This is a genomic window from Kordia antarctica (assembly GCF_009901525.1).
Lineage (GTDB): Bacteria > Bacteroidota > Bacteroidia > Flavobacteriales > Flavobacteriaceae > Kordia > Kordia antarctica.
This window is the reverse complement of record NZ_CP019288.1, coordinates 2,893,055-2,915,824: the sequence shown is the minus strand read 5'-3', so window position 1 is coordinate 2,915,824 and position 22,770 is coordinate 2,893,055. Positions and strand designations below refer to the sequence as shown.

General features: G+C 30.8%; 15 protein-coding genes and 1 pseudogene. 7 read left to right on the top strand and 9 right to left on the bottom strand.

All coding sequences use genetic code 11. From position 1 onward, the window contains the following. The first annotated feature begins 109 nt into the window (after positions 1 to 109). From IMCC3317_RS12100 to IMCC3317_RS12085, 4 genes are all read left to right on the top strand, one after another. The gene (locus tag IMCC3317_RS12100) at positions 110 to 367 is read left to right on the top strand and encodes a glutaredoxin family protein (protein ID WP_160129754.1); all 258 of its coding nucleotides are present in this window, start codon (positions 110 to 112) and stop codon (positions 365 to 367) included. A gap of 318 nt (positions 368 to 685) precedes the next feature. Beyond that, positions 686 to 4,375, top strand: coding sequence for a metallophosphoesterase (locus tag IMCC3317_RS12095; protein WP_160129753.1), 3,690 nt, complete (start codon positions 686 to 688; stop codon positions 4,373 to 4,375). A gap of 42 nt (positions 4,376 to 4,417) precedes the next feature. After that, positions 4,418 to 5,098 carry a DUF6090 family protein gene (locus IMCC3317_RS12090; protein ID WP_160129752.1) on the top strand — a complete coding sequence of 227 codons (681 nt, stop codon included), beginning with the start codon at positions 4,418 to 4,420 and terminating at the stop codon, positions 5,096 to 5,098. A 306-nt stretch (positions 5,099 to 5,404) separates the two neighbouring features. After that, the gene (locus IMCC3317_RS12085; RefSeq protein ID WP_160129751.1) at positions 5,405 to 5,644 is read left to right on the top strand and encodes a hypothetical protein; all 240 of its coding nucleotides are present in this window, start codon (positions 5,405 to 5,407) and stop codon (positions 5,642 to 5,644) included. 2 nt (positions 5,645 to 5,646) lie between these two features. On the opposite strand, the gene IMCC3317_RS12080 is transcribed toward IMCC3317_RS12085, so the two are convergent. The 7 genes and pseudogenes from IMCC3317_RS12080 to IMCC3317_RS12050 form a co-directional block, all read right to left on the bottom strand. After that, positions 5,647 to 8,304 (bottom strand): N-6 DNA methylase, encoded by a 2,658-nt coding sequence (locus IMCC3317_RS12080; RefSeq protein ID WP_160129750.1) that lies wholly within the window; start codon positions 8,302 to 8,304, stop codon positions 5,647 to 5,649. A 1,600-nt stretch (positions 8,305 to 9,904) separates the two neighbouring features. After that, a pseudogene (locus IMCC3317_RS12075) lies at positions 9,905 to 10,795 on the bottom strand (IS256 family transposase, variant Zn-binding type); the annotation flags it as partial. A 44-nt stretch (positions 10,796 to 10,839) separates the two neighbouring features. Then, a complete protein-coding gene (locus IMCC3317_RS12070) occupies positions 10,840 to 11,148 on the bottom strand; it encodes a hypothetical protein (protein ID WP_160129749.1) in 309 nt (102 codons plus the stop codon). Positions 11,149 to 11,197: 49 nt separating this feature from the next. Further along, positions 11,198 to 11,998, bottom strand: a complete 801-nt coding sequence (locus IMCC3317_RS12065) for a M23 family metallopeptidase (protein WP_160129748.1) — start codon at positions 11,996 to 11,998, stop codon at positions 11,198 to 11,200. Positions 11,999 to 12,002: 4 nt separating this feature from the next. Beyond that, on the bottom strand, positions 12,003 to 13,667 hold the full coding sequence (locus IMCC3317_RS12060; RefSeq protein WP_160129747.1) for a S8 family serine peptidase: 1,665 nt from the start codon (positions 13,665 to 13,667) through the stop codon (positions 12,003 to 12,005). Between the two features lie 17 nt (positions 13,668 to 13,684). Beyond that, positions 13,685 to 13,876, bottom strand: a complete 192-nt coding sequence (locus tag IMCC3317_RS12055) for a hypothetical protein (RefSeq protein WP_160129746.1) — start codon at positions 13,874 to 13,876, stop codon at positions 13,685 to 13,687. A 136-nt stretch (positions 13,877 to 14,012) separates the two neighbouring features. Beyond that, positions 14,013 to 15,713, bottom strand: coding sequence for a helix-turn-helix domain-containing protein (locus IMCC3317_RS12050; RefSeq protein WP_160129745.1), 1,701 nt, complete (start codon positions 15,711 to 15,713; stop codon positions 14,013 to 14,015). Between the two features lie 278 nt (positions 15,714 to 15,991). Here IMCC3317_RS12050 and IMCC3317_RS12045 point away from each other — a divergent pair, with 278 nt between their 5' ends. From IMCC3317_RS12045 to IMCC3317_RS12035, 3 genes are all read left to right on the top strand, one after another. Next, positions 15,992 to 16,279 (top strand): hypothetical protein, encoded by a 288-nt coding sequence (locus tag IMCC3317_RS12045; protein ID WP_160129744.1) that lies wholly within the window; start codon positions 15,992 to 15,994, stop codon positions 16,277 to 16,279. Between the two features lie 217 nt (positions 16,280 to 16,496). Beyond that, positions 16,497 to 18,395 carry a hypothetical protein gene (locus IMCC3317_RS12040; protein WP_160129743.1) on the top strand — a complete coding sequence of 633 codons (1,899 nt, stop codon included), beginning with the start codon at positions 16,497 to 16,499 and terminating at the stop codon, positions 18,393 to 18,395. A gap of 758 nt (positions 18,396 to 19,153) precedes the next feature. Beyond that, on the top strand, positions 19,154 to 19,900 hold the full coding sequence (locus IMCC3317_RS12035; RefSeq protein ID WP_160129742.1) for a helix-turn-helix domain-containing protein: 747 nt from the start codon (positions 19,154 to 19,156) through the stop codon (positions 19,898 to 19,900). A 1,067-nt stretch (positions 19,901 to 20,967) separates the two neighbouring features. On the opposite strand, the gene IMCC3317_RS12030 is transcribed toward IMCC3317_RS12035, so the two are convergent. Together IMCC3317_RS12030 and IMCC3317_RS12025 are read right to left on the bottom strand one after the other, a co-directional pair. Next, on the bottom strand, positions 20,968 to 21,861 hold the full coding sequence (locus tag IMCC3317_RS12030; protein ID WP_160129741.1) for a tetratricopeptide repeat protein: 894 nt from the start codon (positions 21,859 to 21,861) through the stop codon (positions 20,968 to 20,970). A gap of 17 nt (positions 21,862 to 21,878) precedes the next feature. Then, entirely contained in the window at positions 21,879 to 22,604 is a 726-nt protein-coding gene (locus IMCC3317_RS12025) for a hypothetical protein (protein ID WP_160129740.1), read from the bottom strand. Positions 22,605 to 22,770 lie beyond the last annotated feature (166 nt).

The window sequence follows — 22,770 nt, the reverse complement described above, 5'->3', positions numbered from 1 at the left end:
AGCAATGTTCATCAAAGAACGGGAAAACCTCAAAATTAGTCTGTTTATTTATAAAAATTTTCACATTTATCATGATGTAAGCTTACACTATAAAAACGACTAGTTTAGTGTGAAAAATATTCCTAAAATAAAATTATACGGAACTGAAAGTTGTCACAAAACAATTTATTACAAAGAAGTTTTGAGCGCAACGGGTTTTCCATATCAATTTCTAGATGTAGAAGAAAGCGAAGAACACGCAGAAGAACTGCGAAATTTATATGAAAATAGAAAACTAAATTTCCCTACAATTACTATTGGAAACAAAAAACTCAGAAATCCACGCAAGGACGAACTTGAAAATTGGTTGCTCAAACTCATCAAATGAAACTACTAAAAAGAATTCAAAAATTACCAATTGGCTATTCAGAAGTAAAGTATTCCGATAAAAAAATATGGTGTCACAAAAAGTGAATTCAATCATGGAAATAGTTACAAAATATATGCAGAAGAATTAGGTGGAAATAACTTCATAAGTCTCAACTATTATATTACAAATCTGCGTGAAATCTTAAAACCATGCGAAATGCCGCAAGAAAAAGTGATTCACTTTCTTGAAAACTATGAATCATATGAGTCAATACATTAAAATTTTTGAGTCAATATATTAAATAGTGAATTGTTATCTTTAGCAAAAATTTAGTTCATGATAAAATCGTTACAATATTTTGTAGTAGCTGTTAGTATTCTGTGCGTTAGCGCATGCGCAACGTTTGAAGCGCAGTATGCAAATAACTTGGAAGAATATAAATTTCCAGCAGATAAGGAAATAGATCATTCGTTTTACCTTATAGGTGATGCTGGTAATTCACCTTCAGGCGGAACATCTATTGCGTTAAAAATGTTAGAAAAAGATTTAGAAAAAGCTTCCAAAAATAGTACAGCCATCTTTTTAGGTGATAATATATATCCATCTGGTTTGCCAAAAAAGTCAGCTAAAGGAAGAGAGTTTGCCACGCATCAATTGGAAGTGCAAACAGCAATTACTAAAAACTTTAAAGGAAATACAATCTTCATTCCTGGGAATCATGATTGGTATAACAATAGTTTGCAAGGATTAAAACGACAAGAAAAATTTATAGAAAACATTCTTGGAAAAGACTCATTTCTACCAGAAAACGGCTGTCCTATTGAAAAAATTCATGTCAATGACGAAATTGAACTTATCACAATTGATACGCAATGGTATATTGTAAATTGGAACAATCATCCAACAATAAATGACGATTGTGATATTAAAACCAGAACAAAATTTTTAGAAGAATTTAGTAGCTTAGTCAAAAAAGCACGTGGAAAAACTACCATTGTTGCCTTGCATCATCCGATGTACACAAATGGTCCACATGACGGACAATATACTTTTAATACGCACATGTCGCCAGTTCCAATATTGGGATCTTTGAAAAACTTAATCCGCTCCACAAGCGGAACAGCAAATGTTGATATGTCTAACAAACGCTATAATGAATTAAGAAAACGCATCATTGCGCTTGCACAGGTAAACGATAAGGTCATTTTTGTTTCTGGACACGAACACAGTTTACAATACATTGTAGAAGACAATTTACGTCAAATTATAAGTGGTTCAGGCTCAAAAATATCTGGAACTCGAAATGTTGGTGGCGGACAATTTTCATATGGAACAAATGGATATGCGCGCTTAGACGTTTTTAAAGATGGATCTTCCTTTGTGCGTTTCTATTCGGCAACCGAGAATAAAATTGTATTTGAAACGGAAGTAAAAAGAGCTGATGCGAGAGAAGTGAAAACTATATATCCAGAAACATTTCCAGAAGAAGTATTAGCATCTGTTTATACCAAAGAAGAAACAGATAAATCTAATTTTTATAAATTTTTATGGGGCGATCGGTATCGAAAACAATATAGTACGCCTGTAAAAGCACCAACGGTAGACTTAGACACGCTTTTTGGCGGATTGAAACCTGTACGAATGGGCGGAGGAAATCAATCAAAATCATTGCGATTAGAAGACAAAAACGGAACACAATACGTAATGCGCGCACTCAGAAAACAAGCATTACGCTACTTACAAGCCGTACTTTTTAAAGATCAATACATAAAAGGGCAATTTGATGATACTGTTACAGAAGATTTAATATTAGATGTGTTTTCAGGAGCACATCCATACGCACCTTTTGCCGTAGGACCTTTGGCAGATGCAGTTGGAATATATCACACAAATCCAGTATTGTATTATGTGCCTAAACAAAATGCATTAGGACAATTTAATGAAGATTTTGGGGACGAATTGTATATGATAGAAGAACATACTTCGGAAGGTCATAGCGACAAAGCAAGTTTTGGGTATCAAAATGAATTGGAAAGTACAGACGACTTCATAAAAAAATTACACAAAGATGAAGACATTGTTGTTGATGAAGCATCTTACATAAGAGCACGTTTATTTGATATGCTTATTGGCGATTGGGACAGACACCAAGATCAATGGCGTTGGATAGAATTTAAAGAAAACGGAAAAAGAGTATTTCGTCCGCTTCCGCGAGATAGAGATCAGGCATTTTCAAAAATGTCGGATGGTTTTGTATTAGGAGTTGCCACAACAGTTATTCCAACAGCACGATTATTACTTAGCTATGATAAAGACATAAAGGATGTAAAAGGTATGAATGTAGAACCATATCCGCTTGATATGGAAATAATTCAGCAATCCGGGAAAGATGTTTGGGACGCGCAAGTAAAAGCGATTCAAGATGGTTTGACGGATGAAGTTATTGAAAAAGCATTCTTAGCATTTCCGGAAGAGGTACGTGATGAATCTATGGAGAAAATCATAATGTATCTAAAAGGAAGACTTAAAAATCTACAAGCAATTTCTGATCGTTATTACAAAGTTATCAATAATCTTGCTGTCATTAAAGGAACAAATAAAGATGATTGGTTCGACGTTAAGCGTATGATTAACGGTCAAACAAAAGTAACTGCATATAGAATTAAAGGTGGAGAAAAGAAAGATATTTTCCATGAACGTATATATGACAGAAGTGAAACTGAAGAAATTTGGATTTACGCATTAGATGATGATGATGTTTTTCACGTATCAGGATATGGAAGAAATTTGATCAAGGTACGTTTAATTGGTGGACAAAATAATGATACATACGATATTAAAAACGGTGATAAAGTCACCTATTACGATTACAAATCAAAGAAAAACACCATTAAAACAGGTGAAGGACACAAAGTCTTAACAGACAATTACGAAACCAATGTGTACGATTATAAAAAACTAAAAAACGGAACAACACAATTGCTTCCATCGCTAGGATTTAATCCAGATGATGGAATGAAAGTAGGTTTTTCGGCAATGCGAACCAACTATGGTTTTGCACGAAATCCGTACACTTCGCGCCATAGTTTTAGAGCAGCGTATTACTTTGCTACGAGTGGATTTGATGTTGGTTACTTAGGAGAATTCAATAACGTTATTGGACGATGGAACTTATTACTTGGTGTAGATTTCACTAGTCCAAATTATGCAGTTAACTTCTTCGGATTTGGGAACAATAGTTCAAACGCGAATGCAGATGATGATGACGGATTAGACGCGAATTTAGATTACAATCGTGTTAAAATAAGAACATTAAAATTTACACCAGCATTAGTTTGGCGTGGACAATTAGGCGGAAGTTTACGCGCAGGTTTGGTATATGAAAGTAATGAAATAGAACGCTCTCCAGGACGTTTCTTGGATCAAAACTTACCAGCAAACTCTACTGTATTTGACCAACAAGATTTCTATGGTGTCAACGCAAAATATCATTTTGAAAACAGAGATAACCAAGCGTTTCCAACAATGGGAATGGAAGTAAGTTTAGAAACTGGATACAAAAATAACGTAAGTACTTCCAAAGGATTTGGATATGTAATTCCAGAATTTACTATAGATCACCGATTAATTTCAAGCGGACGACTGGTATTGGCTACAAAACTGCGTGGACACGTTAACTTTGGTGACGAATTTGAATTCTATCAAGGAGCAACTTTGGGCGCTAACACAGGATTGAGAGGTTTCCGAAATCAGCGTTTTACAGGGAAAAGCGCGTTTGTACAAACAACAGACATTCGTTGGAATGTTCGCAAAGTAAAAACAGAATTAGTGCCATTAACTATCGGACTCTTTGGAGGATTTGATTATGGTAGAGTTTGGGCTGATGGCGATCCATCTAAGAAATGGAATACATCTGTTGGTGGCGGAATTTGGTTAAACGGAGCCGATGTGCTTACGGCTAATCTGTCGTTATTCAATTCAGAAGATGGACCACGATTTGCTTTCGGTCTTGGATTTGGATTTTAAAAAACGGGTATGAAATTATTTAGAAATCAAAGAAGAAAGCTCTTGAAAAATAAAAAAATTGGAAACTATCTCGCATACGCAATTGGTGAAATTGTCTTAGTTGTGATTGGGATTCTCATTGCAGTTTCATTAAATAATTGGAATGAAAGTCGAAAAGAAAAACAACAACTCGCCAATATTTACAATAGTATTACGAATGATTTGAACAATGATCTTGAAGAAATAGATAAAATCCAAAGTTTTTATAAAACAGCAGCTCCGTTATATTCTAAAATACTAAATGATTCTGTAACGCGGATAGAATATTTACTGAATCCACAATTGACATACTTAACCATAGGATTTCCCGAAATAACGTTTAATAAACGCGGTTACAATCAACTAACAGATTTCAATATAGATAATTTTCAGGATAGTTTGCCAACACAAATTATTGCTTTTTATACAGAACGTTTGCGCGAAATTAAAATAGATGATGATTTGCGAGCAAATGATTTTCAAGAAAACTATTCACATTACAAAAAAAATTACGAATGGTGGGCAGATCTAATCTCAATGAAAGGAAGTCAAGAATTTATTGAATATGCAATTACGGATCCTGATTATAAAAATAGAGTTGCAAGCGTATATTTTGTAACCTACAAAGTGTTTTTGCCAGAATTAAAAAAGTTCAAAGAACAAGCGGAAGTGATTTTGGAAGAAATAGAAAAACGGAAAGAATAATGTGTTTTTAAAACCCAAAAAAACAAAAAAACAAATCAACAAATCAACAAAAAAAATAAATTAACCAGCAACCAGCAGTTGGTTAATTTTTGGGTGCTTGATTTCCAGTTATTTACAAAATAAGGAGTCCGAAAAAGGGTTCATTTCTATGCTTTTCGGTACTCTGAAACGGTACTCTTATAACACCCTTAAATTGCTATATTTCTACTTGATTTTTCAGCATTCAAAAATTAAATTTTTGAATATAAATATACCGTCAAATGATTATCAGTTTTTCTATGAATTTCTAACAAAATTACATGAAAAATGATAAAAAATAAACAAACAAAAAGAAAATCTATTTTAGATGGTTTGGATTTGAATTCAATTCCAAAGTCAACCAAACCATTAATAGATAAGAAAAAGGTTTTAAAGCATCCAGTTACAAAATTAGTCATTTGTGGTATAGCAATCTATGGAATATTGAAAGTATCGAAATATTTTGTAAATGGCTATGCAGAACTAATTAGAGCAACAAAAAACTTACGTAAAGCACGTAGTCAATAAATTCATGCTTCATTTTGTTTTACTGCAATTTGAAGCTGTTCAATCATAACATCTATACTTGGTAGTTGATTTCTCTTGAAACGTTCCCAAAGGTCATAAAAAGAACCAATCACATCAGCTAGGTGTGGTTGGTTTTCTTTTGTTGGTGTATTGTATGATGGTTTCTCTTTTCGTCCATCAATAAGAATCAGCATTTTTTTCTGTTTCTTATTTTCATCTTTTGTGATGATAGCCGTATCTAAATTGATAATGTCACGAATATTGTAATGCTTGCACAGCCAATTCAAAAATTCTCTTTTATGTTTTATTCTCCCTTTTTCATCAAATACAATATGTGTATTTACAACTATAACAGCTTTTCCATCATCTTTCATAGTTAATAGCGCAAGTGCAGAAATTAACTCTTGTACTTGAAAAGTATCTGCCATAAAATGTGCATTGTCTAAATGCTCTTCAATAATATCTAGTTTTTCATTTTTGGTTTTCGTTGATTTTAGTAATGGTGGATTACACACGACAATATCAAAAGATTTGTGCATTTCTTTAGGATAAGGTGAAGTAGGATCGTAATTAGTTATTTCATTGAAATTTGAAAACTTGAGAGACTTTCTTTTTAACTTACACAATTCGTTTGCATGAGTAACACGTTCATTTGCCCCGACTAATAAATTACCACTACCTGCGGTTGGATCGAAAATAGAAGTAGCTTCTTTCATTTGTAAATACCTAGCAATCATCATAGCAACAGGTAAAGGCAGAATTTGACTATGCTCAAACCGCTGTTTATCATTAGTAAAGCTTCTGTCAAATTGTAAGTTTTTCCAAAAGTTTCGCATCCCATCTATCCAAACGTAGTTTTCATTCGCATGACGATAGACACTTCTAAAATGATCGATGGTGCTTAATTCGATAGCTTCTCCAAGTGTTTCCTTATTTGGAAATTTCTTTGATGTACTTAAATTTTCAATTTGTGAAAGTGTAGGCTTTTTATGTTTATAGTATAGTAGACTCATTCCTGCAACAAAGCTATCGAAGTAAAATTTAGGAATTTTCGGTTCGTTAATTGCAACGTCGGTATCAATAAAATCATTTTCGTCAAGTTGCTTGGAAAGCATATTCTCAATGTAGACTTCAATACATTTTTTTGATTCAAACAAAGCGTTTATTTTTTCTTGTGTATTTTCACGTTTTTTGAGAAGCTTGGTATATGGAATATCAGTTAAACCTTTTCCTTTTTTTAAATCGCCTAACTTTTCTGATAGTTTCTTTATTTTTCTATCAATACTATCAATTCCGATAGTAAGATCAGCAATAGGTCTAAAGTTCTGCATCAGATATAGCCAACGATATGATTGTTTGTCATTATCTAAAATTTGTTCAAGTGTTTGCACAGAAATATATCCTTTAATTAAACTCACATAAGGATATTGTAAATCAGCAGGATAGTCTAGCCTTTTAAAAATATCAAAACCATTGATTTGCCAATGTCTATCAAGTTCACGAGAATTGATATTAATACCCAAATCGCTATAATTTTTAAGCTGTGATAGTTCAAAAAGTTCAAATTCAGACAACTTATGAAGCGTTTCAATAGTTACCTCAAATAGATATGGAAACTGAATTTTAAGCTTCGGGATTTGTTGTAAGGAAATTAAACCTTTCTGAAAACATTCATGCGCATATAGTGGAACAAGTACATTAGCTACTTGATATGTATTAAAGACAAGATTGGTAGCAAAAGACTTTATTTCAAAACTTTCATTTGTAAACGCTATCAATGGACGAATTGCGATAGCTACACTTGCCTTAAAGCAATTTGGGAAATCTTCAAACCATTCTTTATACAATCGAATGATATATTTGAGTTTATCCAGTCGAAGTGCATCAAAATTAATAGTTGAAGCTTCTTCAATTTCAGTGATTAACGTTTGAATAAGTCGTGTGTCTGTAACCTTGGTTGTCTGTTCAATTGATACTAATTTGTCGATGATTTCTAAAATCAGTAATTGGTCAAAATCAGGTTGATTTTCCAAAATGCCTGTGTTATTAAATTTATGTGTTTTGTCAACAGTAATAACTTCAGTTGAATCTTCATTGATGCTCTCATCTTCATGATCCGTAGTATATTCCCATAAAGAGGGCGGGAGTTCAACAGGCAAAAATTGACCTTTGGCATCTAAGCCTATAATTGCACCCAGATCAAATAAATCTTTCGCTTTTGTTTTATAGTTACGTGGGTATATAGTAATTGAATCAAAATGAGTTCCAAAATGCTTTAAAGCAAAACGTTCTGCAATGATTGTAGCAATTCGTTTATAGTTTTCAAAAACTAGATACTCATCTTTTATAAAATAATCTTTCTTTTTGAAGCGAATTTCTACAATACAAAACTTTAATTTTTCAATAAAAAATTCAGATGCTTTAAAAGATGGAGCAATTGTAATAGCGTTCCAGTCAGTATCACTTTCTATTGCTTTTTTAAGATCATTAGCAAAACGGATATACGCAGGATGATAATCGGCATACCATTTTGTTTCGTCTTTAAAGAAATGCTTGAAACCTAGTTTTTGTAGAAATAAGATTAATTCTTTTGCAATAGGATTAGAGAATACGATTTCGATTCCGTTTTTAGCTGTGTTGTGTATTACGTGTACATTCATATATTAATTTCTTAGTGTTTAAAACACTAAGCTAAAAAGCATGATTGAAATATCATTTGTTCACTTTTGATACTTGGTACAATAAACGTAGTTGCATTTTTAATTTGATATAAAATTTACGCTCAAATGACGAGTAAACATTGAATTTTTAAATATTGTTTGATTAAAATAAAAATGCTTTAACGACAAAAATTAGAACCAAAATTCCATTTTCCTGTATTTATTTCAACACAACATTATATACTCTTTTTTTGCTTAGTGTTTGAAAACACTAAGCTACGAAGCGAAATTGGAATATCATTTGTAAAATTTTGGTCATGGCACGTGGATTGTAGGAAGAAATTGTAGGAGGTTTAAAAAAGAAGGATTATTTTGATTAAATAGAAGTGAAATTTAGAGTTTGATAGAGGTAAATGATACATATTTTGAAAATTAGTTACTTTTTAACAAACAATTTCTGATTTACTCTTTTTAAATCCGTTTATCGCTTAGTGATAAGTTTAAAAGAAAATGAAAAAAATTGATTGATCTATTAATAAAAAGTTTGTAGGTACTATATTAAAAACATACTCATCGCTAAACGATACATTGAAAATTGACTAGAACATTAAATCGGTCACTAAACAATGAATTCTATTTTTTTATAAATGGATTTATAATCTCAGTAATGAAGAAAAACTCAAAAGCTTCAATCATGACAATTGAAGCTTTTAAAATTCAGAATAATTTTAGTTTTACGATAAGTGAAATAATTGGAACTATTCTGTGATTGTAAATGTTTTCATCATGTGAATGGCATCATTGACAAAAAAATCAAAAAACTTTGACTTCGCAGAAAAACTAACGTAGTAGAGTGTTTTATTATATGTATAGAATTGACAGATAGATTTATATTCAATGTTGTTAATAACAGAAGTGTAAATGACAACAATACTTTCTCCATACTTGGTTTGCTCTCTGACCTTTTGAAGCTTGATAATTTCGTTATAGATTTTTCGCTTTTTAATATAATCATCAACAATAGATGGTAATTTTTGATGTAATAGACAAAATGGTTGCTAATTTAATGTAATCTTTTTTGATGTAATAGACAAAATGGTTGCTAATTTAATGTAATCTTTTTCATGTGGACAAAACGGTTGCTGTTTTTTAGGGCTATTTTTTTATTTTCAACAGTAGTTAATATCTTCACATTATCCAACAAAACAGAAACGGGCTCTGCTGGAGAGCAACCCGATAGGGATACATTGGATGCCCGACAAAAAAGTCGATTTAAGAAGCCTTTCTAGGCTTCTTTTTTTATGTCTTTTTAGAGGGCATTATGCCTTTAAAAACTCATTTATAAACTTGATTTTTTTTTTGATGTAATAGACAAAATGGTTGCTAATTTAATGTAATCTTTTTCATGTGGACAAAACGGTTGCTGTTTTTTAGGGCTATTTTTTTATTTTCAACAGTAGTTAATATCTTCACATTATCCAACAAAACAGAAACGGGCTCTGCTGGAGAGCAACCCGATAGGGATACATTGGATGCCCGACAAAAAAGTCGATTTAAGAAGCCTTTCTAGGCTTCTTTTTTTATGTCTTTTTAGAGGGCATTATGCCTTTAAAAACTCATTTATAAACTTGATTTTTCTTTGTTTTGTTAAGCCATTATGGTTTCTTAATTTGTTCTTCAAATCTGAAAAATGTCCATCAATCATATTCGTTGTGTTAGGTATATTCAACTCGTAATTATCATACCAAGTAAATAACCATTTCATGTTTGTATTTAGGCTCCTATAAGCACTTCTCAATCTTTTATGAGTATAATGACTTTTCCCAGTCTCTGGGTTTGTTGTACGCTCATTTAAGAAGAGTTCCCATTTCAAAAACCATAACGTTAAACCACCTTCAAAAGATTCTCTATCTGTCTGCTTTAATAGGCTCACAAGTTCCTTAAGCTCAATAGAGGCAGACATTTTTGGATTTTTGGTTATGTACCTTCGTATAGTTGCAACCTGATGAAACTGGCAAAGCTGTACAGGTAAATCCTTGAATACACGTATAAGTCCTTTTCTTCCATCACAGACAATTGCAACTATGGTATATCCTTTTGATTTGAGGTGATTGACGCCTTGTAAATAGAGTGCGTTTGTTTCCGAACGTACATAATACCAAAGTAGATTTTCCTTAGTATGGGCATCCTTAAATAACATCAATCCAAAACTCCTACCCCAATAGGTTGTGTCCATTAAAACGATAACTTTTTTGGGTATTTTCTCAGGTATAGAAACAATGTGCAAGTCTATTTTACGCTGGATGGTTCTCTTAGAGCATCCATACTTTTGAGCAAGCTGAAAATAAGTCTGTTTGCCTTTGCTGTATTCATCCCAGATTATAGCTGGAATTATAAATTTACCGCCTTTAAAAAACCTGCCACAGGCTAGACATTTATATCGTTGTTTTCCGTTTCTGACTCCATACTTTTTGGTTATGGAGCTGTTACAATAAGTGCATTTTTTTTATTCAAAACCTTTGATTTGCTCCAAAGCTAGTTAATATAAGCTCTAACAGGGTTTTTAGCAACCATTTTGTCTATTACGCCTAATTTTTCGTTTTTCAACTCACGTTTGTAAGCAATAATACCATTATAAATATATTCTTGACCAATTGTCATTAATTCTGTTGGTGTGTAGTTTAAAACACCGTGAAAACCATGAAATTCCCAATCGGGAAGCTTCTGAATTATAAAACCATCAGAAAGCTTTTTGAATAGTTCTTTTTTGGAAAGCTTTGCGGTTGGTTTTGTTGCACAACTCGTAAGTACAATAAGTAGAAATAATATATATCGTATTTTCATAATTCACCACTAAATTTTCACAATAGAAATTTTCTTAGTTCAGAATAATTTACTGTTTTACGTAAGTATCTCCCTTTTTGAGTTCAACAACTTTTTCATTCCCAACATTGAACTTAATTGGAATGGTTGTTCTTTCTCCATTAATTTGATTAATGAAAACGCCCATGTGTAAATGTGGTGCTTGTGAGAACCCTGTGTTGCCACTAAATGCAATTTTTTGTCCTTTCTTAACTCGGTTTCCTAATTTCAAAGCTGTACCTCTATATCTTAGATGCGCATATTCGGCAATTGTTCCGTCATCATGTTCTATCCAAACATAATTTCCATCATTTACACAGGATATTGTTGGACATCCTTTTTTTGAATCTTTTTTTACTTTTATCACTACGCCATCTCTAATAGCGTGAATAGGAGTATTTACAGGCATTGTAAAATCTAAAAAATATTGCCCTTTATGCGAAAATGAACCATTGTAGCCTTGATGAACGATAAAGGAACTGCCCTTTGCATATGGCAAATCATATACATAATCGTCATTGTGTTTTGCATTAATGTTGCCGACAACATATGTGTAATTAGTAGTACATTTCCATTTTTTGTTTTCAACAGGAAATAGGTCAAATAACTCAATGTTTGCTTTAGGTGGCATCACGATTGTCAAAGGAAGTGGTTTGCTTGGTTTACAGCCTGTACCTTTTAATTTGAATTCAACTGAATATGTCAGAGATGTGTTATTTACGCCAAAAATCTTAACTTTCCCAACCATTGATTTACTGGTCGATTCAATTGGGCTTTGAGAAATACAAATACCGCTAAATAATAATATTGATATGAATAATATTGATTTCATTGTTTTATTTTTTCTTCTTCTTTTTGGAAACTTCTTCTGCCATAAGTAACGCATTATAGGCATTCACTATTTTTCCCGATTTGGAAAGAGAACTGAATGGAACAAGTTCTTTTTCTTCGCTTTCTGTTGGTTTATTTACCATAATATCATACGAAACACCCGATTCCATAATAATCTGTTTTACTTCTGCGGCGGTTAAGTTTGGATAATAGGAACGGATTAAAGATGATACACCTGTAACTAGCGCAGACGAATAAGATGTGCCATAATCAAAATCAACTCCCTGTCTTTTGATTATCTTAATATAATCTGCTGGAGCAGAAATATCTACTATTTTTTTGCTGTAATTTGTATAATCAGATATTAGCGTCTTATCGATGGAATATGTAGAACCACTTACTTTTATGAAGTTGTTGCTAATTTCCTTACTATTATAAGTATCGTTTGGGAAATCATTTTCAAAATCTAAATCCAAAGCACTATTACCTGCTGAAGATATTATCAAAACATCTTTCATTTCTGCGTACTTAATCGCATCAATAACCCATTTTTCGTTTAAGGAAAACGGTTTACCTATACTCATATTAATGATTTTCGCATTATTATCTACCGCATACCGAATTGCTAAGGCAATATCTTTATCAAATTCATCTCCAGAGGTTGATATACTCAAAGTCATTAATTTAACATTATCATTTACACCATCAATACCAATATTATTATCTCTTTTAGCCGCTATCAAAGAAGCTACTTTTGTTCCGTGGTTTACTTTCTTTGTTCCTTGAACATTATTATTACCATAAGGAAAATCTTTTAAATCATTAGAGTCATCATTTGTGAGCAATCTATCATTATGACGAAACCCTAACAAGGTTTTTATAGCATTCTTTTCTCTTTTTATATCTTCATTTAATGATTTCGGAGAATAATCATATTTCATATAATAACTCATAGCACCTACATGATGAAATAAGCTATCACTTTTTGTGATAATTACTTTAAGCGAGTCTACTTGTTCAGAATTATATTTCCCATTGAATAACTGTTTTAAAATAATATCAGCATCTTCATATCTTTTCAGCATTCGTTGACACATTTCAATTTCTGAATTTCTTTTTTTTAACTCAGAATCGTAACTTTTTTTCGCAGTTAGATATAAGGAATCTATTTCGTTTTGAGGAATGAATTTTTCATCTATATCTTTATAAACTGAATCATATTTTTTTAATAACCTAGTGCTAGATAAACTACTATAAAAAATAGAATCTCCAACTTTACTACCAACGTAATTCCATCCATTAATATCATCAATATAGCCGTTTTTATCATCGTCTATATTATTATTTTGAATTTCATTAACGTTTACCCATATTTGATTTTTTAAATCTTCATTATCAATGTCAATTTCTGAATCAATAATTGCAACAATTATATTGTCACTTTCTTTTTCATTTAAAATTTTCTTATATGCTTTCTCAATACTTATTCCTGGAATAGAATCATCCAGTATATCTTTGTAGTACCAATAATCGTTTAAATCTTGTTCAGATAAATTCTTTTTAAAATAAGATTTATCAACTATTAATTTTCGATACGATTTTTCAGTAGCATTACAACTTATTAATAATAAGCTTAAAGTGATAATTACAGTTAAACATTTTAAAAGCATATAAGATAAATATTTGATTAATTTGTAGGCTCATTTGGGTCTCTATTGCAATAGATATTATCACTTTTACAATATCTCTTCATTTTTGTTTTCAAAGACTGCCCAATTTCCTCTCCATCTCCTCCTCTTCCTAATAATTTTGTAGTTAAAGATAAATCAACAATTTTAGTTTTTGTAAAACTTAACGTTTTTTGTTTTTTAGATTTCATTGTTTTTTATTTAAGTGTTAAATTTATTATGCAATGCAAATATATAAATTCTGACAGCTTGAACTTGCAAAAAACATTAAGTTGGTTTCTACATTCACTCATTATAGAAATCAATTTTATTTTAACAGTTTTAAAATCAGCTACTTACATTATTTAATTTTTTTACATAAAAAGAGACATTAAGACCCGTTAATTCTTTAAAAGCTTTGGTAAATGATTCCGTATTTGTAAAACCTACTTCTTCTGCTATTGCTCTAATTTTATATTTTCTAATTTTTTCATCTTTCTGAAGCCTCTTAATGACGTAGTTTACCCGTAAATCATTTACATATTTTTGAAAGTTCTTACTTTTATAATGGTTTATGACTTTCGATAAATACCTGTAATTGGTATCAATCTCTTTAGAAAAATCACGAATGTTTGAAATTGGCTTTAAATACCTCTCACTTTTTTCAAACACCTCTAACTGTGCCAAAATATTTTCTATAATACTCTCACTAATATCAAGGTCATTAGATTTGTTTTTTATTGATTTATTGTTTTTGATATCATCTTTAGATTGAAGATAATTCTTTTCAGTTTTTAAAAACTCTATAATTTCAAGGTATCGTTTTTCATTATTTTTTTTATTGTATACTGTTTTCAAAATAATTAGAAGTAAAGCTACTGCTAAAAAGATTGCTAAATATGTACGAGTTAAATATTTGCTCTTATCTTTCGCATTTTCTTCAAGCAAACGAGAACTATGATTTTCATGAAACTTTGTTATTAAGCCTTTATACTCCTTATCCAATATGCTATCAACTTTTAAAAGTCGATTTGTGTAATATAATTGGCTTTCTAAATCATTTTTATTTTTATAATAATCTATCAATTCATCATACGCATCCCTTGGTTTGGTCATGATAAAATTTACATCTTCAAAAATACTATCAACTTTTTTAAAGTAATACACAGCCTGTTCCTTATTATCATTTAAAGAATATATCTTCCCTAGATAAAAATAGGCATAAGATAGGTTGTATACATCTTCCTTAGTTAGATAGACTAAAGACTTAATTAAACTATCCTTAGAAGCATTATAGTTTTTTTTTGCATATTCATTCCCACCTTCTAAATGGGTAAAGATTAACTCATTTATATACTCATTATTTTTAGCCAAATTATATCCTTCTTTATTAATTTGTGAAGAAGAATCTATTAAATTATTCGATGAGTAAGCAATAGAAAGGCTATGTAAACTGATGATGTATTCAGTGTTATCTCCTTTTTTTAACATATTTTCACGTTGATAATCAGCACCCTTTTTCATTATTTTTAATGCGCTAATAGTATCTTTAACCCTTAATTTTAATTGCCCAATCATATCTTGGATCATATAATAAGAATCAAAATCATTAATTTTATTATACGTACTACTTGATTTGAAGTAGTAATTTAAAGCTAAATTATATTTGTTTAAATTTTCATAAAGTTTACCCTTAAAATAATAGCTTTCTGCTAATAACTCTTCATTTAAACTTCTCTTGGAAACATATATACTACTATCTATATATTTAATTCCTAGAATCTCTATATTTTCATTAACTCTGGACAATCTAATGTAAGCATTTATAATATTTACAGAATCTTTTTTTGTTTTTGCACTTTCCAGAGTATAACGAGCGATGCTACTTGCAACCTCATTCTTATTGTTATTAAAGCTTTTATAGAATATATTTCTTAATTCTTTAAAGCTTTTGTTTTTGAGTGTATCTATTTCTAATTGTTGGGAATATACAGAAATTGAAAAAAAGGCGAAAAAAAATACTTTTATGCTTGTTTTAAACTTATTCATAGTGCTATAAATCTTATGAACTTAAATAGATTATAATGTATTGATAACCATGTTTTTAAATTAATTTTTCTATTCTACAATGAGTGAATATAGATTTCTATAATGAATGAATGTAGAAATCTAAAACTTGAATAATATATATAACTGACTTACATTTACATAATCAAAAAAATCTGACACCTAAAGTAGTGGATTAATTTTAATAATCAAAAAAAGCACATATTACATTAGAAAGTTTTATAAGTATTGAAATTACAAACTGAAGAACAAATGACCGTATGATACTCAAAGAACAACGTACAAAACTCAAAAAGGTTTTAGGATATCATTACACAGAAAGTGTGCTAAAAATTTTAAAACAGAAAAAAATAACCAACCGAAAAGGTACAGCGTATGGAACATCTATGATACGAAATGTATTTAATGGTCTTAACGAAAATGAAGAAATTGAAAATGCTATTATGGAACTGTGTATGAGAACCCAAGAAGAAACAAAACATACTGTTAAAAAAAGAAATCAGATATTAGGTATAACGTTTTGTAGTAAATGTTTGGAAGCCATCTAACTTTTGATGAAGCATAAAGAAATAAAAAAACTCCCGTAAAAACAGGAGTCTATAAATAAACAAATAGACATTTGCCTACTTGAACTTAGGAAATCAAAGATAAGTATTTTTTTAATACGTATCACGGCAAATGTTTATGGAGTGTAACTAATCACTTTAAAAACAGTCGTGGAAACCGAAAAACGTACGAGTAGGTGTATTAAAAATAATAACCAAAATGAAAAGAGTAAGAAAATTATTCCAAGTTTTATGTGTCTTGACACTTGTAGTGTCATTGACTAATTGTCAACATGATGATGCTATAAATGAAACACAGCAAGCGGAAGCTTTGCAAAAAGAATTTCCTTTTAAATCTAGTGTATTGTCCATGCAAGAAGTGGAAGTCAATACAAAACTAAGTAACCAAATGAGAAGTTTAGCAACGTTACAATCTAGTAGTTCAGCCGAAAGCGTGTACAACGAAACGTATAACTTTACTATTGCTACTGACGCTGTGAAGTTTGTGGAAAGTACCGAAAATGATTCACATTCGTACACCTTTCAAATAAGTCGTGAAAACAATACTGGTAGTGCTTTGGAAAATTTAGTATTCTCGTACAATGCAATTACAGATGATTATGAAGCTAGTTTGGTAACGTATCATTTTACAGCTTCGCAACAACAAGAGTTTTTGTTAACTCAACATGTACGTACACCACATGAGATAACGTATGAATCTATTGCAGTAAATTTATCAGATGTAGTAGGCGAAAACGCATTACCATGTACGCACACATATACTGTATATCACATTACACCCGATACAGGAGATACTTTTATTTATTCAACAAACGGAAATGTACAAAATGCTTGTCAACACGATGACGAAGAGGGAATAACACAATGTGACACATATACTGTCATAGAAATTGATTGTCCTAATGGAGGAACTAGTAGCGCAAATGATGATGGTACACAAAATCCTGCTAGTCCTACTGGGTCAACTACTGGTGGCGGTAATACAACACCTAGTAACGACAATGATGATCGAGTAATAACTTCTCCTATATTAAGTCCATCACAAATAATTAGTGATTGTATGAATGGGAATTCATTTAATCCACGTTTATCACAAGAAATGCTAATATGGTTACAAGAAAATAGAAGTTCTTCTACGGCTATGAGTATTTATTTAAAAAATGTTGGATGCGATGAAAGCTCACAGAACTTTGTGGAAGAAGCTATCGAAGCAATGATGGCTAATCCTAACTTAACTTTTGAAGATTATATCAGAGAACGAGTGGAAGACCTCTTAGAAGATAGACCCTTTGGACTTATTGAAGTACCTTGTTCTGAATTAGAAAAATGGCAACAACTAGCATCACACACTGCACAGCCAAGTGTGTTTAATAGAGTTCATGCAATTGATAATCAGCACACTACTTATTTTACTGATTATGATATACAGACCATAGAAAATGCAAAAGGGCATTTAGTTAATATGGACTATTTTCCAGTTGAAATAACATCTTTACCTATTAACCCATTAACAAATGTAGCTTATACACCCGAAGAACTTTTAAGATATTTTAGATTAAATATAAATTCCTTTATCGATAATAGTTGGGCAGTATTTAGTCCAGTTGTAGAAGACTTCGGTAATTTCTCTATTGACGATACCGATTTATGGAATTCGGATGACCCGTTAACAGCTCTTTTGACAATTGCAATACCAATAGATGAAGGCACTGTAATTGTTAGTGATTATTCTGATTCTAATTTTACTGTCATAACATTACGAACCCCGTGGGATGGCACACATCCTGTTTCTGGAGTTAGAGACTTTGGGTTTACTCAAACTAATTGGGGAAGTTATATTTTCTATACAAGAGCAGTTGATAGAATGAAAAATGGCTTGGATTATGCAATAGCAAATTCGCCAATTCCAAACGATGTTGCATTTTTTGGTTCGGATGCACTTTGGGAAAGTTTTCAAGAAAAGTTTAGCACATTCGTTTATGAAAATGGAGGAAATGTAGAGTTAACTCCTAAAGAAACATACCGACCAACTTGGGAGAAAATCAAAAAAGTATTGAGAGGAGAAATCTCAATTGATGAGTTAGACTGTTTACAATAATAAATTATATAATATGATAAAAAGTGCAATCCAAATTTTGAAAGTCTCAGCAATAATGAGTCTTTTAACGAACATACTAAATGTGACTTTATTTTCACTATATCCTAAATATTTAGCTAAAGAAGAAATGAACATAACCAAACTAGAAAGTGAGTTTGTATCTGATCTTTTAAATATAAAATATATCCTATTTTATTTAGTATTGTGGATAGTAATTTCGGGACTATATTATTTAATGGCTAAGTTGAAAGTTAGTAAACTATACCGTACTATTATTCTATCGATATTGTTTATAGCACTAGTGATAGGAACTACTAGCATTGGTTATTCATTACATTTACTAGGATATGTGCTTTTTATTATTTTTACAACAATAACATTTACAACTTTTTATCTGTTAATTGAAAAAGAAATTTCAAAAACATCTTTTGATTATTAGATATGAAAAACATTTTTTCCCGTAAAAAGAAACACTAAACAGTTTCATTTTTTTTTCATAATTACCCTTAAAAGCCATGCTTTGATTAGCATAGCCAGCTATACGCATGGCTTTTATTAACCTACAAAACACAATGGAAACAAAAATTCAAGAATTCAGTGTAAGCATGTTTGCAGTACAAATCATCCTAGTTATAATTAGTGTACTAGTGGTTTTCATTATTGCTAAACTGTGCTACACTAAGTATAAAAACACACGGTTTAATGAAGCTGATTCACTAATTTAAAACAAGTACTAGTAAACAATAACACATACCACAATGAAATTTATATATAACATCGTTTTTGCTGTCTGCGTATTCACCTTGTGTGTTTGGAATGTAGACGCAAATGAGCAACCTATACGCACGCTATTAGAAACTGAGTTGTCATCAAGCGTAGTATCAAATCAAGTGATTGATAGTTTACAAGTGTCAGAAAAATATGAAGAATTGGTCGCGGCATTGACACAAAAACAAGCAATATTTGAAATTCGATATTACATATTGGCAGGTATTACATTGTTATTAGTATTGATGTTTGGGGTTTTGTGCTTCTTTAATAAACGAGGCGATAAGCGACTTGAAAAAATTGTGTCTTTGTTGGAAAAAAGTCGTCAAAAAAATAATAAAGAAAAGAATCACAACGCATACATTGAAATTGATGAAACTATTGTTGCTGCTATTTTAGAGAATCTTCAAGCGTTTGAAATAGAGAGAGGTTTCTTGATTTCAAAGATTACATTACACGATTTCGCGAAGAAGATAAAGACTAACACAAAGTATTTATCAAAAGTGATTAATACACATAAGTTGAAATCGTTTCGAAGTTATATCAATGATTTACGAATTCAATATAGCCTTTCAGAATTAAAAAATAATGCACGTTACAGAAAGTATACAGTAAAAGCTATGGCAAAAGAATCGGGTTTTAGTACCGCAGAATCTTTTTCTAAAGCATTTCAAAAAAGAACTGGTAAAACTGTTTCTAATTTTTTAAAACAATCCCATCATGCAATAAGCAACTAAAATATACGTAATGAACGATACTATTATTTCAACAACTTCAAATGCCTTGACTTGGTGGGTTTTTATGATATATACCCTTAAAGCTTTACAGATAGGGTGCTACATTTTTGTAGGCTATCATATTATAAAACTATACAAAGCTGTTCTACGATATGTATGTCGCTTTGATAATGATATGGAATAAAATGAGATTCCCGCCTGCACGGGAACTAGGGATTAACATACCGAAATATAGCTTTCTTTTTTAAAGTTTTGGGTTAAGTAATATTTGTGTAAGCTTCAAGTATTATAATCGGTATGTTATGATTGGGTTGAGTAACAATCCTTTTCCCGTTTTCACGGGAATAAAATGTCTAAATTCTTTGTTGTTTTTAGACAGGCAAGGCGGTACTAGGTTTGATCGATGTTGGTTGTACCTAGTCGCTTTGTTATCATAAATTATGAGAACGAATATAATACAAAATAAATTTCTGTTTATGTGGGAAGAAAAAAGAGATTCTCGCCTATGCGGGAAAACAAAATTACAATTCTTAAAAGGTTTCATTATAGGTTTTTTGACTGCAATTGTATTTATAGTCCTTTTTGTGGTGGTAGCTCTATATGTGACGTACATATAACTTTATCAGTTTTAAAATTACCAGTTTTTTTCAGAATGTTATCGTAAAACTAAAATTATTCTGAATGAGAACACCTCGAAGTAACGTTCGAGGTTTTTTGTTACTGTGCAGCATTTCTTATTGAAATATAATTAGAAAACTTTTACTTTTTTAGTGTGCATTAATTTTTATTAACATATTTCAGATTAGAAAGTTCCATTTCCATTTTTCTATATTTTCTTGATTTTGATGAGATAAGAAACAAGCCAATAATGAAGAGAATTATACTTATAAATAATACGATAAAACCTGCTGATTTTAAATCATTTCTCTGAAGAATTCTCATTTTATCAAATTCAGATGCTGCCAATAATACAACTCCATATGAATTCATTATAAAACTAATTATTGTGATTACAATTCCAATTACTTTTTTTATGTTTTTATTTTTATGATTAATTATTCAAAATTTTAATGGCATTCTATTGTATAAACTTTATATGGAATATTAACAATTCCACAAACACCTCTATGATGAGAACATGCGCCACGACCACTTGCAGAACTTGTAGTGCCGTCACAGCATTTTGTTCGTTGATAATAGTGTGTCTTTGCCGATAATTCTCTGTATTCTCGGCAGGCATCACTATTCCCTAATTCCGCAGCTTTTTTTAAATACGGTTTAGCTCTTCGCTTACTTCCAATATTTAGATAACTAATACCTAAGTTGTATAAAAACTGATCGTTATTAGGTTCTATTTCAACAGCTTTTTTAAATTCAGCCAAAGCATTTTTGTTTTTCTGCATCTGTGAATATAAAATTCCAAGCTTGTTGCTGAATTTACCGCTATGTTTATATTCTTCATTAAGTTGTTTGTAGAGGTTTATAGTTTCGAGTGTATCTCCAATTTCTAAATATTTTCTAGCTGCATACTCAACAACTTCAATATGTTGTAATGAATCTGTCTTATATAATTGAATTTCTTTTTGAAGTAATTCCTTGGCTTCTTCTTCCTTTCCATGTTGTATATCCCATGCAATTAGTTCTTTGATTCTACTATCTTTTATAGAGTCGGTTGTAGCAAAAAAAAGAGTCTTTTTAAAATCTTCTTTACTATGAATAGTATCTTGTAATTTATAAAGTATTTTTCCACGAAGTTCATAATATTCAGAATTTGTACTATCTCTAATAATAGCTTCATTAATTAAAGTTAACGCTTCGGTATATTCACTATATGTATATTTCGATTTCGCTTCAGCATAGATATCGCCTTCTGCTTTTGGTAGTAAGCTTCCAATAAATCCTATCATAAAAAAGATGCCAATTACAATTAAACACCCTTTTCCGCTTTTCTTTTTTGTCATTTTGTAATGTTTTATAATTATTTATTTTGGGCAGTTAATGAGTCTTTAGAACAGATATACTTTTTCACTATGAGCTTCGTAATAGGTCTAAGTGTCTTTCCTGTCTCAGGATGAATGCCAGTAGCTGTAAAATATTCATGTTCTTTATTGTGATTTTTTTGATACCATATATTAGCACTTCCATCAGGTTTATAAAATTCTGTTGAATCACAAACTGCAATTATTTTTTTAAAATCTTTGATTTTCTTTTCATCATATATTTTTAACTGATTGAGATCATATTTTTCCAAATCAAAATCCACTTCTATAAATTCAGTTTCACTCCAAATCATCCAACGTTGTTCTGTAAGTTCAAAAATTGTATAGGTAGTTATTAAAATAAATGCAACAATAAAATAGTATTTGAATTTTAATAGAATACTAATAGTTGATGACTCTTTACTTATACCAATAGAGAGATCAGACGGTTTATGTATTTCATTCTTTTTTACAAAATCTTCATAACAGTCATAACCTATGTATTCTGAAATTTTATTCAATAAATCTGTTTTTGGGTTTGTTTCACTTCCTTCTTTATTTTCCACAAACTGCTCAAAGTAGCGAGAGAACGTAATCTTATTCACTCTAAAATCCAGACTTTCGTCAAACACCTGTTCTAAATGTGTTGCTAGTCCATTTTTAGTAGTGCTACCACTTTGTCGTTCTGCTTTTTTAAAGGCTTCTTGAAATAGTATTTCTTTCATAAAGTTGATGTTAGTCTTTCTCATAAATGCAACATGAATTGCACATACTTTCTACATGTATGTATATACATGTTTGTTAAGGTTTTGAGCAATTTGTGTTGATAGTATTCCTTCATTTTGTTTGTTCATTTGCTTCAGAATTCAATGATGCCTTACTCGCAATAAG

What these genes read in the sequence shown, in the direction of transcription:
- IMCC3317_RS12095 (WP_160129753.1), top strand. Translation starts at nt 686, where the DNA reads ATGATAAAATCGTTACAATATTTTGTAGTAGCTGTTAGTATTCTGTGC.
- IMCC3317_RS12040 (WP_160129743.1), top strand. Translation starts at nt 16,497, where the DNA reads ATGAAAAGAGTAAGAAAATTATTCCAAGTTTTATGTGTCTTGACACTT.
- IMCC3317_RS12050 (WP_160129745.1), bottom strand. Translation starts at nt 15,713, where the DNA reads ATGAATAAGTTTAAAACAAGCATAAAAGTATTTTTTTTCGCCTTTTTT.
- IMCC3317_RS12030 (WP_160129741.1), bottom strand. Translation starts at nt 21,861, where the DNA reads ATGACAAAAAAGAAAAGCGGAAAAGGGTGTTTAATTGTAATTGGCATC.
- IMCC3317_RS12085 (WP_160129751.1), top strand. Translation starts at nt 5,405, where the DNA reads ATGATAAAAAATAAACAAACAAAAAGAAAATCTATTTTAGATGGTTTG.
- IMCC3317_RS12065 (WP_160129748.1), bottom strand. Translation starts at nt 11,998, where the DNA reads ATGAAATCAATATTATTCATATCAATATTATTATTTAGCGGTATTTGT.
- IMCC3317_RS12060 (WP_160129747.1), bottom strand. Translation starts at nt 13,667, where the DNA reads ATGCTTTTAAAATGTTTAACTGTAATTATCACTTTAAGCTTATTATTA.
- IMCC3317_RS12080 (WP_160129750.1), bottom strand. Translation starts at nt 8,304, where the DNA reads ATGAATGTACACGTAATACACAACACAGCTAAAAACGGAATCGAAATC.
- IMCC3317_RS12055 (WP_160129746.1), bottom strand. Translation starts at nt 13,876, where the DNA reads ATGAAATCTAAAAAACAAAAAACGTTAAGTTTTACAAAAACTAAAATT.
- IMCC3317_RS12070 (WP_160129749.1), bottom strand. Translation starts at nt 11,148, where the DNA reads ATGAAAATACGATATATATTATTTCTACTTATTGTACTTACGAGTTGT.
- IMCC3317_RS12025 (WP_160129740.1), bottom strand. Translation starts at nt 22,604, where the DNA reads ATGAAAGAAATACTATTTCAAGAAGCCTTTAAAAAAGCAGAACGACAA.
- IMCC3317_RS12045 (WP_160129744.1), top strand. Translation starts at nt 15,992, where the DNA reads ATGATACTCAAAGAACAACGTACAAAACTCAAAAAGGTTTTAGGATAT.
- IMCC3317_RS12035 (WP_160129742.1), top strand. Translation starts at nt 19,154, where the DNA reads ATGAAATTTATATATAACATCGTTTTTGCTGTCTGCGTATTCACCTTG.